The organism is Nostoc sp. 'Peltigera membranacea cyanobiont' 232 (assembly GCF_002245985.1).
GTDB lineage: Bacteria > Cyanobacteriota > Cyanobacteriia > Cyanobacteriales > Nostocaceae > Nostoc.
Genome location: NZ_NOLK01000022.1, coordinates 65,023 through 78,779 on the forward strand (window position 1 = coordinate 65,023; position 13,757 = coordinate 78,779).

The following is a 13,757-nucleotide window of genomic DNA, read 5'->3' on the forward strand; positions in this document are numbered from 1 at the left end:
GAACCTATCATCAGCTTGAGTTATTAAGGAGCTTCTGTTAATTTTGTGAGAGAAGAATCTCCAATCCTTACATAATCAGACTTTTAACAAAAATGTTGCTTAAGTCAACTTCCGTTCAGAGTTAATTTCTGACTAGATTCTGCTTTTCTTGACAAAAATCATGATTTTGTTGATAAAAATCATGATTTTGTTCGCAACAGCCTTTGTATTCAGAGTGACGACCCCTGAAGTATTGACAATCGGGAATCTACAACCCCATTGAGTATAAAATTATCTTGTCATGTAGCCTATCAGGCAAAATATGCTTTAGCACCGCTCCGAGTTTGGCATCTTGTCCAACAAGATAGCGCGTCTTGGGTTGCTTTGCAGTCAGCGCATGAACAACAGTCTGAGCGACAATATCCGCAGAAATTCCCTTAGATGCGAGAACCTGCATTTTCTTGCGGACAATATTCATCGCTTGACCGTAGAGATTCTGTGCCGATTGTGGTAGGTCGTATTGTGCTACTTCAGATTGACTTAAAGACTTTTCCCAGATTGGAGTAGCAATAGAACCAGGTTCAATAATTGAAACCGAGATTCCCCAAGGTCGTAACTCCATCCGCATCACATCAGAGAGTGCTTCCAAGGCAAATTTGGAAGCATTGTAAGCTCCTAGAAACGGTGTAGGACTCCTACCTGCAATGGAACCCATATTGATAATTCGACCCCGACTTTGGCGTAAAAGACCAAGAAATGCTTGTGTTATGGCTAATTGTCCGGTGACATTAACCTGCATCTGGTGTTGAAATTCTGCGATCGCTAATAATTCTAAAGGCCCAGGCACAGCAATTCCCGCATTATTCACCAAACCTAAAATTCCAGTACCACCAACTGCATTTGTTACCCGATCGACCGCAGCTGCGATCGATTCAGCGTCAGTAACATCTAAAAAAATCGGAATGAGTCTTGGCGATCCTTTCTGTTTAAGTGTTTGAGCATCAATATCTTGACGCACCCCAGCAAAAACAGAGAAGCCCAACTGGTCTAAAAGCAAAGCACACGCTTGACCAATTCCTGTTGATGCTCCCGTAACCACGACTGTACCTTGATTTGCTACAACCATTAATTTTCTTTTTTTATGATGGGACTGCCGTAATTACAAATTACCAATTAGTATCAAAGCCGCCTTTGGCAGCAAAGCATAAGGGAAGTCTCTCCCGTGAAGTGAACAGGTTTGATTAAACAAGGACGTATCTTTATCTCCTGCCTCCTTCCGATCAATCTTTGCAAGTACCAAACCGAAGACAATCTTCAGTTTGGTCATCTCTAGCCGATATTTGCCACGGCAATATGCGTGAGTCGGCATTTGTACTGTAAGCAATTAGAGCAGCTATTACGGGAAACTGGTCTTTGACAATTGTCACGTCACTACTATAAGTATTGCCTAACTCAACATTGTATAAATAAACAGGCAATGCCATTAAGGCAATGCAAATTGTCCGGTTCATACCCAACCTCAGCTAAAAATTTCCGATTGCGCTATGTATGTATAGATGCCACCTTGATGAACCGGATTTTTAAAACTGAGTATTATTTATGTTGATGTTGTGTGAATTTACCCAGCGTTACTAGTAGTGTATCAATTTCAAATTGATAGTTAGACAATCTCGTAGTAAGGATTTTAGCCCTTGTTCTTTAAACACCAAAGTGCTTACTACAAACCATCAAAACTAGTTAGACAGACTACTAGCCGCAGAGACGTGATTTATAAATTATCGGTTCCACCCTTTTTTAGGTTAGGCATTGCCTACAAGATGGCTTCCTACTAACTTATGCAGATGCAACCCCAAAAAACAGGACAAAAAACCCACAGCACCCAAAAACATATCTTAGTAGCTGCATTCCCCGGATAAAATAATGAAGAGTGCCGAGTTTAAAATTCTGAGTAAAAAATTTTGCTCATTATTCAGCACTCAGTTACAAATGTTGCCTACTAGCTGACTCATGCCGCCTTCACAAGACGTAGATACTGTAAACGTTCCCAACATCGACCCAGAAGGATATGGCAACTCAGACACAGATCCTCTTGATGAGTTGCCAGGTGAAATCGAAATGTCCCTTTTCGACCACCTAGAAGAGTTGCGACAGCGCATTTTCTATTCGCTGATTGCCGTAGCGGTAGGTATTAGTGGCTGTTTCTTTGCCGTTAAGCCAATTGTCCAGCTACTTGAGGTTCCAGCCCAAGGAGTAAAATTTCTCCAACTTGCACCCGGAGAATATTTCTTTGTCTCCATCAAGGTTGCAGCTTACACTGGTTTTGTACTTACTAGTCCTTTCATTCTTTACCAGATTATCCAATTTGTACTTCCAGGATTAACTCGCCGCGAACGCCGTTTACTGGGGCCTGTGGTTTTGGGTTCGAGTGTACTGTTTGGCGCTGGGTTAGTATTTGCCTATTTACTGCTTATCCCCGCAGCTTTGAAGTTTTTCATCAGCTACGGAGCAGATGTAGTCGAACAACTATGGTCAATTGATAAATATTTTGAATTTGTGCTGCTATTGTTATTCAGCACTGGTTTAGCATTTCAAATTCCTATTATTCAGCTGTTGCTCGGTAATTTGAATATTGTCTCATCTGAACAGATGGTTTCTGGTTGGCGTTACGTGATTATGGGAGCAGTGGTTTTAGGAGCCGTGCTTACACCTTCTACTGACCCCCTAACTCAAAGTCTTTTAGCAGGAGCAGTTTTAGGACTTTATTTCGGTGGTGTTGGACTGGTGAAGCTCACAGGTAAATAACATAGGGAATAGGGAAAAAGATTTTCACGCTGAGTTTTTGACCAAATGTTTATTAGCTATAGTGATTTTGAAAAAATCGAGATTCATGTTGGCAAAATCATCAAAGTCGAAGAATTTCCTAAAGCAAAAAAACCAGCTTATAAATTGTGGATAGATTTTGGCGATTTGGGCATTAAAAAATCTAGTGCCCAAATAACTAAACTTTATGACCAAGAGAAATTAATCAACAGATTAATATTAGCTGTTACTAACTTTCCATCCCGTCAAATAGCCAATTTTATCTCGGAAGTTTTAGTCTTGGGAGTCGTTTTAGACGATGGAGAAGTTGTATTAATTCAGCCAGATAGAGATGTAACGGTGGGGAAAAGAGTTTTATAGCACATTATGGTATTTTTGGATAAAAGTACTGTAAATACTCAGAAATTTAATTTATTAACATTAATGCAAGAGTAGGTCATAATATCCATTCCGAAGAGCGTTCGCCCAAATCGAGAGGAATGCTAACAGCTTTACCGAGCCGGGGGCGATCGCGTGTTTGGGTAATGAATGTTTGTACCTGTATTGACCCACCCAAGGCATGAAGATAATTAGCAATGCTGTCAAGATGCTCTTGGTACTCCGCCTCACTCAAGGGAAAAGAAGCTTGCTCCAGATATTTCCACATTACTTGCAAAAATATCTTTCCCTGTGCCCGCCTGAACTGGACATCGTAAGAATATCCCCATTTCTCAAGCAACATTTGACGTAATTCCTGTCCTGTCATAGCTTTTCTCAATCAGATTTTACATTTAGTTATGATGTTAAGTTCCGTGACTCCAGTATGATAAGGATATAAAGAAATGTAATGCTAACAGAAAAGATGCTAAATATATCTTGGAACAAAGAAGTATGGCATCGTTGTGAGCGCTAGCATTTCGACTTAGACAAGAGTTCCTCAAGTACAGTACTTTTGTCAAAATGCTTAACAAAATACACAAAGAGCGCGTAGATTATGGCTCAATTTTCTGAATCAGCAGACGTGCCCGATATGGGTCGTCGTCAGTTCATGAATCTGCTCACTTTTGGGACTGTCACTGGAGTAGCTCTGGGTGCATTGTATCCCGTTGTCAACTACTTTATTCCACCAGCAACAGGTGGTGCTGGTGGCGGTGTAACGGCAAAAGACGAGTTAGGTAACGATGTTAGCGTTGCAAAATTTCTAGAAAACCGGAATGCAGGCGATCGCAACCTAGTCCAAGGACTTAAGGGAGATCCTACCTATATTGTGGTAGATAGCAAAGAAGCGATCAAAGATTATGGCATTAACGCCATCTGCACCCACTTAGGTTGTGTCGTCCCCTGGAACGTTGCTGAGAACAAATTTAAATGTCCTTGTCATGGTTCCCAGTATGACGAAACTGGTAAAGTTGTTCGGGGCCCAGCACCGCTATCTTTGGCTTTAGCCCATACCAATGTAAGCGATGACAAAATCGTTTTGACCCCTTGGACTGAAACCGACTTCCGCACCGGTGATGCACCTTGGTGGGGTTAATAATTTTGTCCTTAGTTTTTAGTCATTCGTCCTTTATTCAGGGCTTAATGACTAATGACTAATGACCAATGACTAATGACAAATTCAATCTTTGCCCTTATTAGAGATGAGAAATGTTTTCCGAACAGCGAGATTAACTCGCAGTGCTAGAGCGATCGTCAAAACATTGCTCATAGCGATCGCCACTGTGACATTTTACTTCACCAGCGATCTAGCTCTTCCCCAATCAGCTGCCGCCTATCCATTTTGGGCACAGCAAACCTATCCCGAAACCCCCCGCGAACCAACCGGGCGGATTGTTTGTGCCAACTGTCACTTAGCAGCCAAGCCAACAGAAGTGGAAGTTCCGCAATCGGTGCTACCTGACACTGTATTTAAAGCTGTGGTGAAAATCCCTTACGATCTGAGCGCCCAGCAGGTTGGTGCCGATGGTTCTAAGGTTGGCTTGAACGTCGGTGCTGTACTGATGCTACCTGAAGGCTTTAAGATTGCTCCCGAAGACCGGATTTCCGAGGAACTTAAAGAAGAAATTGGCGACACTGCCTTCCAACCCTACAGCGAAGACAAAGAAAATATCGTCATCGTCGGCCCTTTACCTGGTGAGCAGTATCAGGAAATCATCTTTCCAGTTCTTTCTCCCAACCCTGCAACCGACAAAAACATCCACTTCGGTAAATATTCAGTTCACGTAGGTGGTAATCGGGGACGCGGACAAGTTTATCCTACTGGCGAAAAAAGTAACAATGGTGTTTACAACGCTTCCGCTACTGGCACAATTACCAAGATTGCCAAAGAGGAAGATGGAGATGGTAACGTCAAATATCTAGTTAACATCCAACCTGAATCTGGTGATGTTGTCGTTGATACGATTCCTGCTGGGCCAGACCTGCTTGTTTCCGAAGGGCAAGCAGTTAAGACTGGTGATGCTTTGACCAGCAACCCGAACGTTGGTGGATTCGGTCAAATAGATGCAGAAATCGTACTGCAAGACGCTTCTAGAGTCAAATGGATGATTGCATTCACCGCTCTTGTAATGTTAGCTCAAGTTATGCTTGTGCTGAAGAAGAAGCAGGTTGAGAAAGTTCAAGCTGCTGAGATGAATTTCTAAATTCTTTGCTAAATCATTATTTGTAGGACAGGCAGGTTGCCTGTCTTTTTTATATTTTATGGTTCCAAATCTGTACATAGGACTCAGAGGTTTATATTTAATTTGCTTTAATAAGCATATTTACGTAATAAAAAAATTATATTAACTTATAGTCTTTTTTTGTGGAATCTGTTATGTTTTAGTTGTAAGTTATAACAATCGTTATAACAAAACATAACTTCTCATATCAAATTTATGATGTCTAGGTATTGCGTTTGAATATCTAGTGTCTTCCTACTTAGGAATTACCTCATGGCTGTAAAAAGTTATCGCATCACTCATGCAAAGGTAGGAAATCAAGATGGGTTTCGCTTACCTCGCGCATTCTCTAAAGATTATCCTGATTTAGCTACTGCTTCAGGTCATATTGAAGTGCTATCTGATAACACGTTCTTAGTTAGATTAGAAACCGATAACGTTGATGAAGCTGATGAAGATGAGGGCATTATGATGAGCCTTTTTCTTGGCTTTTTGATGAAGGATGCTATGCATAACCCTTCTCAACTCGTTCCTTATACTCAAGAAATGAGCGATGAAATGGATGATTTACTGGCTGATGTAGTTATAGATTAATGGCTGCATTTACTTGTAATGGATGGCAAATTTTTTTCTACCCATTGTTTAACGAACAATGGGTAGAATTGCGTAATAGGGTTCGTGTTTTAAAAAATGAGTTACCTAAAGAAGAATTTATTACACATTCAGATGTCAAATTCTTAAAAGCATTGAATATTGGCATTAAAGAAAAAATTCCTCAAGACCCTTTTGCTAGTCATTTTGCTTTGCAAAAACCTTTGCAAAAGTATAGCCGTCTCAAAAAAATGGGGCTACCTGAACGATATAGATTATTCTTTAGAGCATTCAAAGAACCAAAAATCATTATTATTCTTTGGTTAGGTTTTCCTCGGAAGGAAGGCGATAAAAATGATTGTTATCAAGTTTTTAGCAAAAAAGTAGAGAATGGGGATTTTCCTGAAAGTATTGATAATCTCCTTGCAGAATGTGAATTAAAAGATCCTGAAAATTAAAACGAAGAGTAAGCAGCGATTTTGAAGTGAGACATTATCACCAGCGATCGCGCCAGTTTTTCTTTATCTTATCTTATCTGGAAAGGCAACCTTAGAAATGATGCTTCCCGCCAAGTGCTTTCTCCACACGAAGGTGTAGAAGTCCCACCTAATATTCCTCATCAGATGCTTAATGAAAGCGACTATGATTTGGAATTTCTGGTAATTTCACAACCTCCTAGTCATGGCGATCGCATTTTGAGCGATATTATTAAATCTAGCCCTAGTTGAGTTGAGGGATTCGCCCATGACAGTCTCAATAGAGTATATCCCCGTTACCCCGATTGAGTACCCAGATGAGGATGGTAAGCCGATGGCTGAAGGTGATTTACAGCGCAAGTGTCTTGTATACGCTACCACTGTGCTGGAAATTTATTTTCAAAATCATCCAGATGTATACGTCGCTGGTAATCTATTTATTTACTACGAAAAAGGTTATCCAGAATCAGTTGTAGCCCCAGATGTATTTGTGGTATTTGGAGTGGAAAACCGTGATAGACGATCTTACAAAACCTGGGAAGAAAATAATCAAACCCCAGATTTTGTTCTAGAGATTACCTCAAAAACTACCCGCAGTAAAGACCAAGGTGCAAAGAAAGGAATTTACGCCTTTCTAGGGGTACGTGAATATTTCCAATATGACCCTACAGGCGATTATCTCAATCCCCAACTCCAGGGTTTACAATTGGTCGATGGGAATTATTTCCCAGTGGCAGCCAATACCCTCCCAGATGGTACAGTTTCCTTACCTAGTAAAGTTTTGGGGCTAGAGTTACACCTAGAAGCAGGAAAACTGCGTTTTTACAATCCAGCGACTGGTCAAACACTCTTAACTCATGAAGAGGAAGCAGCCGCACGACAAGCCGCAGAAGAGAAAGCGCAAAGATTAGCTGCTAAACTTCGAGAATTAAATATTGATCCAGATAGCCTTTAGCTAAATCCGGCAGTGTTAACAAAATAATAGGGTGAGTATGATTTACCTACCCTAATTATGCTTACTGAATTAGACAATAATCTCAAAGTTCTCCATTAATCTTACGCCGAATTATTTCCATCTGGGCTTGCATATCAGCTTCTGTCACAGGCATAGGATAGCCTTTAGAATTAGGGTCACGTTTGCTCATTAAAAAACGTAGAGCTTCAATGTCTTCGCGGTTTTCCACGACATAAGCTCTCAACTCTGTAAAACTCATTTGCTCATAATTCTGGTTCATTGACAAAATCCCAGATTCCATTACTTAGTACAATGACTTGGAGTTCATCTCCAGCTAGGATGTAAACTTGTCCGGTTTTGTCGTCAAATCGAAATAAGCGGATGTCTTTATAAAGATTTGACAGCATTTGACAAACCCTTATACAGGCTAAGGCTTGGTCTGTTGTTGGTAAAATAAACGCTCCTCACTACTAATATAGGGTAGGCAATGCCCACCCTACTGCTGTTGATTACTTTTTGTGAAGACTATAGCGGACGGTAGACGCGATAGTTGATTTCGGGGAAGATATTATCCATTAACTCGACTTTTTCCAACCAACCACTGTCAACTTTGCCGACTTTCACATCTTCATAGAGCTTATTGAACCGCATCAGGTGCGATCGCGTCCTTCTAATTGCATAGGGTACCATTGTTCCCGTCCGCATAATAAATGCCCAGTCAGAAGATTGTGCTAATAGCAGTTCCCGCGCCGCTTGGTTAAGCGCTTTCCACTGCAATTCATCCTCTGGTTCCAAATGCGAGATTTCAATCATCCGTTCCGCAGCTTTGTGCAAATGCGGATAAATCCACGCATTTGTTTCATTCAACCAATACTCGTGGAAACCCTTGAAACCCCAACTCGACTGCGAAGGACGACAGACTTGCTGAGTTGGCTGATCTCGCAAATAGTCTGCTAAATGGGTCATTTGATATGTTTTTTGGTCATACCACGACTTACGGAATAGGTAATCGATGAACCAGGGGCCTTCATACCACCAATGTCCAAATAACTCTGCGTCATAAGGTGAAACGATAATTGGCGGGCGCTGCATCATACCATAGAGATGCTCAGATTGGCGCTCTCGGTTATACATAAAGTTGTCAGCGTGTTCTGCTGCCTTTTCTCTAGCCCAATAAGGATCGTAAAGTGCTTTATCTGATAGACCTAAGCCACGCCCTGTAATTTTGTGATACTTAATACCTGTATTTTTCCGTTGACCATTGGGCATGATGTAGGGCTTAATGTACTCATATTCTGCTTCCCAGCCCAAATCTTTGTAAAATTCTCGATATTCTGCCGCCCCAGGATAGCCCACCTCAGAAGACCATACTTGTTGAGAGGATTCATGATCTCGACCAAAGACAGCAACACCAGTTTCTGTATAAATTGGTGCATAAGTGCCAAAGCGCGGACGGGGACGGGCGTAAAGGATGCCATGTCCATCGGTGAGGAAGTAGCGTAACCCAGCATCGGCTAGCATCCGGTCTAAACCTTCATAGTAGGCGCATTCCGGCAACCAAATACCTCTGGGTGGTTGTCCAAAGGTTTGTTCGTAATGTTCGCAGGCTACCTGAATTTGCGCCCACACCGCTTCTGGATACATTTTCATCAACGGCAAATAGCCGTGAGTAGCGCCGCAGGTGATGATTTCCAGGTTGTTACTGTCTTGGAACTTCTTAAAAGCTGTCACCAAGTCGCCGTTATAGCTTTCCCATAGCTGACGCGCTTCGCTAAACTCAGTAGCGTAATGTTCGGCTAAATAACGAAGATGTCCGTTATTGACATTATGTTCTGCTTCTAGTTGTATAAGTTGTTCTAGTTGGGCTAAGTGTGCTTCATAGCGTTCTTGCAGCAGAGGATCGCGGAGCATTGACACAAGAGGAGGTGTCATGCTCATTGTGATTTTAAAGTCGATACCGTCTCGCTTTAAGCCTTCAAATACTTTCAATAAGGGGATGTAGGTTTCTGTAATGGCTTCATAGAGCCATTCTTCCTCCAGCACGTAGTCACTTTCCGGGTGACGAACGAAGGGCAGATGTGCGTGGAGTACAAGCGCGACGTAGCCGATAGACATAGTGATTTTGGGGTGATACTTGTAAGTTGAAGGTTGAGAGGTTTGGCTGAAATTAACAATATTTTAAGACTTTATGGGGATCGTAAGAATAGTTTTCAATATGAGTTAAATACAGTGTTTGTAGGGGTACAGCCAATATTGTTGTATTCTTGTGCCTCCACTGCGTGTTTTTGCTGACACGTAAAAATTAAACTCAGTATCTGCCAAAATCTGATGATTTGAACATTACACATATGGTAAGCATTCAGAGGGGCCTACCGAGATCAAGCGAAGAGTACAGTAGATACTGTTTGTTAAGGGAGATGTCTAATATTGGCAATAAGCACCGCAAGTATTTCATGTTCAAATCAGGCTTGGCTGTTCCTTAACTAGCCATACAAAACTGATTTAGAGCAGTTATATAAAAAATTCTGCATAATAAATAGTTGTGCAAATACGTATATTTTAATGAGTCATCCGCTACTGTATAACGATGAGTTGTTATTATAGCGGTGTGCAGTTCAGTGAGATACAAAAACTTTGCTGAAATGATTTGACAGCAAGGACTTTGGTGTTCTCATCCAATCGATAACCGCTATATGTCCTTCCATAACACAATCTATCGCATAGTTGATGGCGTAACCATTCCTGGCGTATTTTTGCAAGCCTTTATCAAGAATGGTGAGCAATATTTTGTCACCGAAATTAAGGTCTACAAAGACGGCAGAATTGATTGCTGGGGGATGGTTGACTTTGATGGTTTCAAAGAAAAGGTGAGCAAAGGTTGGATTACAACTCATTTGCCTGAAGGAGCAAGAGTCTCAATGATCCTGTCTGGTCTTAATTTTACCGCCTATCAAGTGAAGTCAAGAGTTGAGGAGCAGGAGTTTGTTAAAGAAGTTGAAGACGAGATCCGACGACTCAATGGGCAGCTAACAACAGGAGAGATTTGCCGACAGACATTAACACAATACAAGCATGAGCCAAATGAGACAAATAAGGAGTATTTGCGCCAAGCCTATGATGCTGTTCCTAAACACTGTCGTATATATTTAGGTGATATGGATGACAAAGATTCGGAATATCGCTCAATTTTAAACAAATGGAGCGACTAAGAGGAATTAACATCGGTACAACATTTTGTTTATAGATAGAAATGCGTAGGCGCAGTCCGTCGTAGACATAGCACTCCTTATTCTTCGTCTCGATATAATTCCTGCAAGTCTTGTAACTGAGTCTTGCGGGAAATTCGGCGATATTTTTTACTTTCTAGCTTGGGTTCGTATTGACTCTGCCCTTTGCCTTTACTTTTGCTTTTTAATTTCATGGTGGATTCTGGATCGGCTTGTTGGTGTAGCTGTGTTTGATGTGCGATCGCAGCATCCAAAAATTCTAAATAATGTTCGTATCGTTCCCAATCTCCCCGTACCACACATTCAGGTTCATCTCGATGCAGACAATCACTAAACCGACAGCTAGCAACTGCTAACCGCTTTCTTGCTTCTGGGAAATAATATATTAATTCTTCTGGGATACAATCCATGTCCGGCTGATTAAAGCCAGGAGTGTCTGCCAGTAAACCACCGCTAGGTAACTCAAATAATTCTATATGCCGAGTGGTATGACGACCGCGAGCTAGTTTGCCAGAAACTTCTCCGACTCGCAGCTTGGCAGAATCAATTAATGTATTAATTAGACTAGATTTACCCACACCGGAAGGCCCAGCAATTACCGTAATTTTATTGCTTAAATATCTACCTGCTTGGTCGGTATTTATGCCATCTTTGACGCTAATAAATATTGGTTCATAGCCCCAAGCAAGTAAGCGATCGCTAACTTTTTGCTGTTCTTGCTCTGAAATTAAATCACTTTTATTCAAACATAAAAGCACATCCAAGCCAGTAGACTCAGCTTTAATTAAAAACCGACTCAGTTGATAAGGTTCCAAAGGTGGATCGGCAACGGCAAATACCAAGAGGATTTGGTTGACATTAGCGATCGCGGGACGATCTAATTCGCTGTGACGAGGTAAGACATCAGCGATCGCTCCCCGTCCCCCAGCCCAATCTGGTTCTTCAACCACAACGCGATCGCCTACCATAACCTGTTGACCGATTTTTTTTAGCCGGGTTCGGCGAGTACAGAGGAGGAGAGGGGGATAAGGAAGATGAGAATCTTGATCCCCCATCTCCCTGATCTCCCCCTGTTTTTGATCCAGCTGTACTCGGTAAAAATTAGCCTGTACAGCGACCACTGTACCCAATAACTGTCCAGTTGCGGCAAAATCTGTCATTGGCTAGCAACTGGACGGCGCACTAACAGAGAAAAATAACTAGTACAGTCTGTAATTTCTTCAACCTGATAACCTGCCATTGTCAGACTATCAGGAACCTGCTCAATCGGCTCACCAGGGTCTAGCCAGACTTCTAGCAAACCTCCCAATGGCATTTTCTCCAAACGTAATTTTGTCCGCACAAAATTAATTGGGCAAGGGGTGCCGCGTAAATCAAGTTGAGCATCGGGAGTTAAAAGAGAAGAGGGCATCATTACTTAAATAAATTTCCCAAGAATCCTTCTAGACCGCCTTTACCAGTGCGATCGCCCTTAATTTTAGCCAGCTTCTCTAACAGTTCCCTCTCCTCTGGGGTGACTTTGTTGGGAATATCAATTAATACGTTCAGCATGTGATCCCCACGACTGACAGGATTACCCAAGCGAGGTACGCCGCGATTTTCCAACTTCATCACCGTATTTGGCTGAGTTCCGGCTGGAATAATCAATTCTACAGGGCCATCTACCGTATCTACCTCTAACCGACAACCTAAAATCGCTTGCAGGTAGCTAACTTTGATTTCCGAAAGAATATTAATGCCATCCCGTTGGAATTCTTCGTCCTCATTTACGAACAAGTAAACGTATAAATCTCCAGGAGGGCCACCGCGCTGACCGGCATCTCCTTCACTAGAAATCCGCAAACGAGTACCATTATCTACCCCAGCCGGAATGGTAATTTTGAGTTTCTTGGTGACTTGATTTGCGCCCTTGCCATCACAAGCATCACACTTATCTTCTATTACCATCCCCGTCCCATTGCAGGTGGGACAAGTCGAAACTTGGGTGAAACTGCCAAAGGGTGTTCTAGTAACACGGCGGACTTGACCAGATCCGCTACAAGTCGAACAAGTGCGGGGGCGAGTTCCAGGTTTAGCACCAGAACCGCTACAGACTTCACAATTTTCTAAATGTGAGATGCGAATTTCTTTTTCGCCGCCAAATACTGCTTCCCGAAAGTCTAACTTCAGGTCTAGCCGTAGATCGTCGCCTCTTGCAGGCCCACTGCGCCGTCTTTGTTGCGTAGGACTACCCATACCGCCACCAAAGCCACTAAAAATGCTTTCAAAGATATCGGCAAAACCGCCCATATCACCGACATCTTGGAAGCCCCCGCCAGCAGCACCTGAGACACCCTCTGGCCCAAAGCGATCGTAACGAGCGCGGGTTTCGGGTTCTGAGAGTACCTCATAAGCACGGTTAATCTCTTTAAAGCGATCCTCCGCCCCCGGTTCTTTGTTCACATCTGGGTGAAACTTTCGGGCTAAACGGCGATAGGCTTGTTTGAGTTCTTCTTTGTCGGTGTCACGAGAGACACCCAGGATTTCATAATAGTCGCGGGCCATATAGCAAAGGTAAAAGTTAGAAGGAAGAAAGCAGAAGTCAGCAGAACGTCACGGTCACTTGCTACCCTACAGAAAAGCATTTTGCCTATAACTCTTGAAGAGCAACGCAGTGTCCTTCAGAGGGTGGCTTGCCGGAGGTGAGGCAGAAGATAAAATTAATTTTTGTTAATAACTGATTTTACCCTTTACCTTTTACAAAAATCACCGACAAATTTCGAGCAACAGGTGCTTTCCTCGTGGAAGACGACAAAAGCCACAGAAGTTATGAGCAGGGGAAGCCTTTGCTCCGACTTCTCACTGCCAAGTCGGCTGTCTCTTTTACAATTGTGCTACGTAGGAGAGGAAAACCCCGCCCATCAACCAGAGGGGCTAGCCGCACCATTAGGTGTGGAAAACCACCCTTATGCTTTGGATCGGATCTGAACCGCCATACTTCCTAGCAGTAATTTGCTTCTACAATCTAGCAAACCCCTGGGGTCTTGTGAAACTTCGCTAAATCCATAATAAATATTAAATATATTAAAAT

19 protein-coding genes are annotated in these 13,757 nt (G+C 42.3%); 10 read left to right on the plus strand and 9 right to left on the minus strand.

Translation table 11 applies throughout. From position 1 onward, the window contains the following. Window positions 1–247: 247 nt before the first annotated feature. The gene (locus CDG79_RS10175; protein WP_094342026.1) at window positions 248–1,105 is read right to left on the minus strand and encodes an SDR family NAD(P)-dependent oxidoreductase; all 858 of its coding nucleotides are present in this window, start codon (window positions 1,103–1,105) and stop codon (window positions 248–250) included. A 154-nt stretch (window positions 1,106–1,259) separates the two neighbouring features. After that, the gene (locus tag CDG79_RS10180; protein ID WP_094342027.1) at window positions 1,260–1,490 is read right to left on the minus strand and encodes a hypothetical protein; all 231 of its coding nucleotides are present in this window, start codon (window positions 1,488–1,490) and stop codon (window positions 1,260–1,262) included. A 496-nt stretch (window positions 1,491–1,986) separates the two neighbouring features. On the opposite strand from CDG79_RS10180, the gene tatC reads away from it, so the two are divergent. Next, entirely contained in the window at window positions 1,987–2,781 is a 795-nt protein-coding gene (gene tatC, locus CDG79_RS10185; RefSeq protein ID WP_094342028.1) for a twin-arginine translocase subunit TatC, read from the plus strand. A 45-nt stretch (window positions 2,782–2,826) separates the two neighbouring features. Then, window positions 2,827–3,159: a tRNA-binding protein gene (locus CDG79_RS10190; RefSeq protein ID WP_094342029.1), complete on the plus strand. Its 333-nt coding sequence runs from the start codon at window positions 2,827–2,829 to the stop codon at window positions 3,157–3,159. A gap of 76 nt (window positions 3,160–3,235) precedes the next feature. Here CDG79_RS10190 and CDG79_RS10195 read toward each other — a convergent pair whose 3' ends face one another. Then, the gene (locus CDG79_RS10195; protein ID WP_094342030.1) at window positions 3,236–3,544 is read right to left on the minus strand and encodes a DUF3067 family protein; all 309 of its coding nucleotides are present in this window, start codon (window positions 3,542–3,544) and stop codon (window positions 3,236–3,238) included. Between the two features lie 228 nt (window positions 3,545–3,772). Between CDG79_RS10195 and petC the strand changes: the two genes are divergently transcribed. The 6 genes from petC to CDG79_RS10225 all read left to right on the plus strand — a co-directional run bounded on the left by petC (window position 3,773) and on the right by CDG79_RS10225 (window position 7,460). Then, complete coding sequence (gene petC / locus CDG79_RS10200) at window positions 3,773–4,312, plus strand: cytochrome b6-f complex iron-sulfur subunit (RefSeq protein ID WP_094342031.1); 540 nt, start codon at window positions 3,773–3,775, stop codon at window positions 4,310–4,312. A gap of 106 nt (window positions 4,313–4,418) precedes the next feature. Then, complete coding sequence (petA, locus tag CDG79_RS10205) at window positions 4,419–5,420, plus strand: cytochrome f (RefSeq protein ID WP_094342032.1); 1,002 nt, start codon at window positions 4,419–4,421, stop codon at window positions 5,418–5,420. A gap of 291 nt (window positions 5,421–5,711) precedes the next feature. Next, window positions 5,712–6,032 (plus strand): hypothetical protein, encoded by a 321-nt coding sequence (locus CDG79_RS10210; protein ID WP_094342033.1) that lies wholly within the window; start codon window positions 5,712–5,714, stop codon window positions 6,030–6,032. Then, window positions 6,032–6,487: a type II toxin-antitoxin system YhaV family toxin gene (locus CDG79_RS10215; RefSeq protein ID WP_094342034.1), complete on the plus strand. Its 456-nt coding sequence runs from the start codon at window positions 6,032–6,034 to the stop codon at window positions 6,485–6,487. Before CDG79_RS10210 ends, CDG79_RS10215 begins: the two co-directional genes overlap by 1 nt. A gap of 114 nt (window positions 6,488–6,601) precedes the next feature. Then, entirely contained in the window at window positions 6,602–6,757 is a 156-nt protein-coding gene (locus tag CDG79_RS43585) for a cupin domain-containing protein (RefSeq protein ID WP_223278087.1), read from the plus strand. 16 nt (window positions 6,758–6,773) lie between these two features. Beyond that, entirely contained in the window at window positions 6,774–7,460 is a 687-nt protein-coding gene (locus tag CDG79_RS10225; protein ID WP_094342035.1) for a Uma2 family endonuclease, read from the plus strand. Between the two features lie 82 nt (window positions 7,461–7,542). Here CDG79_RS10225 and CDG79_RS10230 read toward each other — a convergent pair whose 3' ends face one another. From CDG79_RS10230 to CDG79_RS10235, 3 genes are all read right to left on the minus strand, one after another. Continuing rightward, entirely contained in the window at window positions 7,543–7,740 is a 198-nt protein-coding gene (locus CDG79_RS10230; RefSeq protein WP_069070282.1) for a DUF6887 family protein, read from the minus strand. Continuing rightward, a complete protein-coding gene (locus tag CDG79_RS42225) occupies window positions 7,724–7,915 on the minus strand; it encodes a DUF6888 family protein (RefSeq protein WP_442939548.1) in 192 nt (63 codons plus the stop codon). The genes CDG79_RS10230 and CDG79_RS42225 overlap by 17 nt, the downstream gene beginning before the upstream one ends. 70 nt (window positions 7,916–7,985) lie before the next feature. After that, window positions 7,986–9,575, minus strand: a complete 1,590-nt coding sequence (locus CDG79_RS10235) for a glycoside hydrolase family 57 protein (protein ID WP_094342036.1) — start codon at window positions 9,573–9,575, stop codon at window positions 7,986–7,988. 578 nt (window positions 9,576–10,153) lie between these two features. Between CDG79_RS10235 and CDG79_RS10240 the strand changes: the two genes are divergently transcribed. After that, the gene (locus CDG79_RS10240) at window positions 10,154–10,669 is read left to right on the plus strand and encodes a DUF7638 domain-containing protein (protein WP_094342037.1); all 516 of its coding nucleotides are present in this window, start codon (window positions 10,154–10,156) and stop codon (window positions 10,667–10,669) included. Window positions 10,670–10,746: 77 nt separating this feature from the next. On the opposite strand, the gene rsgA is transcribed toward CDG79_RS10240, so the two are convergent. From rsgA to dnaJ, 3 genes are read right to left on the minus strand one after another with little or no spacing between them, the layout of a single operon-like run. Then, a complete protein-coding gene (rsgA, locus tag CDG79_RS10245; protein WP_094342038.1) occupies window positions 10,747–11,847 on the minus strand; it encodes a small ribosomal subunit biogenesis GTPase RsgA in 1,101 nt (366 codons plus the stop codon). After that, window positions 11,844–12,101, minus strand: a complete 258-nt coding sequence (locus CDG79_RS10250; RefSeq protein ID WP_094342039.1) for a sulfurtransferase TusA family protein — start codon at window positions 12,099–12,101, stop codon at window positions 11,844–11,846. The genes rsgA and CDG79_RS10250 overlap by 4 nt, the downstream gene beginning before the upstream one ends. Continuing rightward, a complete protein-coding gene (gene dnaJ, locus CDG79_RS10255; protein ID WP_094342040.1) occupies window positions 12,101–13,231 on the minus strand; it encodes a molecular chaperone DnaJ in 1,131 nt (376 codons plus the stop codon). Before dnaJ ends, CDG79_RS10250 begins: the two co-directional genes overlap by 1 nt. 162 nt (window positions 13,232–13,393) lie before the next feature. Here dnaJ and CDG79_RS40900 point away from each other — a divergent pair, with 162 nt between their 5' ends. Further along, window positions 13,394–13,654: a hypothetical protein gene (locus CDG79_RS40900; RefSeq protein ID WP_143855454.1), complete on the plus strand. Its 261-nt coding sequence runs from the start codon at window positions 13,394–13,396 to the stop codon at window positions 13,652–13,654. Window positions 13,655–13,757: the final 103 nt, after the last annotated feature.

Excerpts from the sequence above, each read along its gene's own strand:
- CDG79_RS10250 (WP_094342039.1), bottom strand. The coding sequence starts at position 12,101 with ATGATGCCCTCTTCTCTTTTAACTCCCGATGCTCAACTTGATTTACGC.
- tatC (WP_094342028.1), top strand. The coding sequence starts at position 1,987 with ATGCCGCCTTCACAAGACGTAGATACTGTAAACGTTCCCAACATCGAC.
- dnaJ (WP_094342040.1), bottom strand. The coding sequence starts at position 13,231 with ATGGCCCGCGACTATTATGAAATCCTGGGTGTCTCTCGTGACACCGAC.
- petC (WP_094342031.1), top strand. The coding sequence starts at position 3,773 with ATGGCTCAATTTTCTGAATCAGCAGACGTGCCCGATATGGGTCGTCGT.
- CDG79_RS10175 (WP_094342026.1), bottom strand. The coding sequence starts at position 1,105 with ATGGTTGTAGCAAATCAAGGTACAGTCGTGGTTACGGGAGCATCAACA.
- CDG79_RS10235 (WP_094342036.1), bottom strand. The coding sequence starts at position 9,575 with ATGTCTATCGGCTACGTCGCGCTTGTACTCCACGCACATCTGCCCTTC.
- CDG79_RS10215 (WP_094342034.1), top strand. The coding sequence starts at position 6,032 with ATGGCTGCATTTACTTGTAATGGATGGCAAATTTTTTTCTACCCATTG.
- CDG79_RS10225 (WP_094342035.1), top strand. The coding sequence starts at position 6,774 with ATGACAGTCTCAATAGAGTATATCCCCGTTACCCCGATTGAGTACCCA.
- CDG79_RS10180 (WP_094342027.1), bottom strand. The coding sequence starts at position 1,490 with ATGAACCGGACAATTTGCATTGCCTTAATGGCATTGCCTGTTTATTTA.
- CDG79_RS10210 (WP_094342033.1), top strand. The coding sequence starts at position 5,712 with ATGGCTGTAAAAAGTTATCGCATCACTCATGCAAAGGTAGGAAATCAA.
- CDG79_RS10240 (WP_094342037.1), top strand. The coding sequence starts at position 10,154 with ATGTCCTTCCATAACACAATCTATCGCATAGTTGATGGCGTAACCATT.
- CDG79_RS10190 (WP_094342029.1), top strand. The coding sequence starts at position 2,827 with ATGTTTATTAGCTATAGTGATTTTGAAAAAATCGAGATTCATGTTGGC.
- CDG79_RS10230 (WP_069070282.1), bottom strand. The coding sequence starts at position 7,740 with ATGAACCAGAATTATGAGCAAATGAGTTTTACAGAGTTGAGAGCTTAT.
- petA (WP_094342032.1), top strand. The coding sequence starts at position 4,419 with ATGAGAAATGTTTTCCGAACAGCGAGATTAACTCGCAGTGCTAGAGCG.
- CDG79_RS10195 (WP_094342030.1), bottom strand. The coding sequence starts at position 3,544 with ATGACAGGACAGGAATTACGTCAAATGTTGCTTGAGAAATGGGGATAT.
- rsgA (WP_094342038.1), bottom strand. The coding sequence starts at position 11,847 with ATGACAGATTTTGCCGCAACTGGACAGTTATTGGGTACAGTGGTCGCT.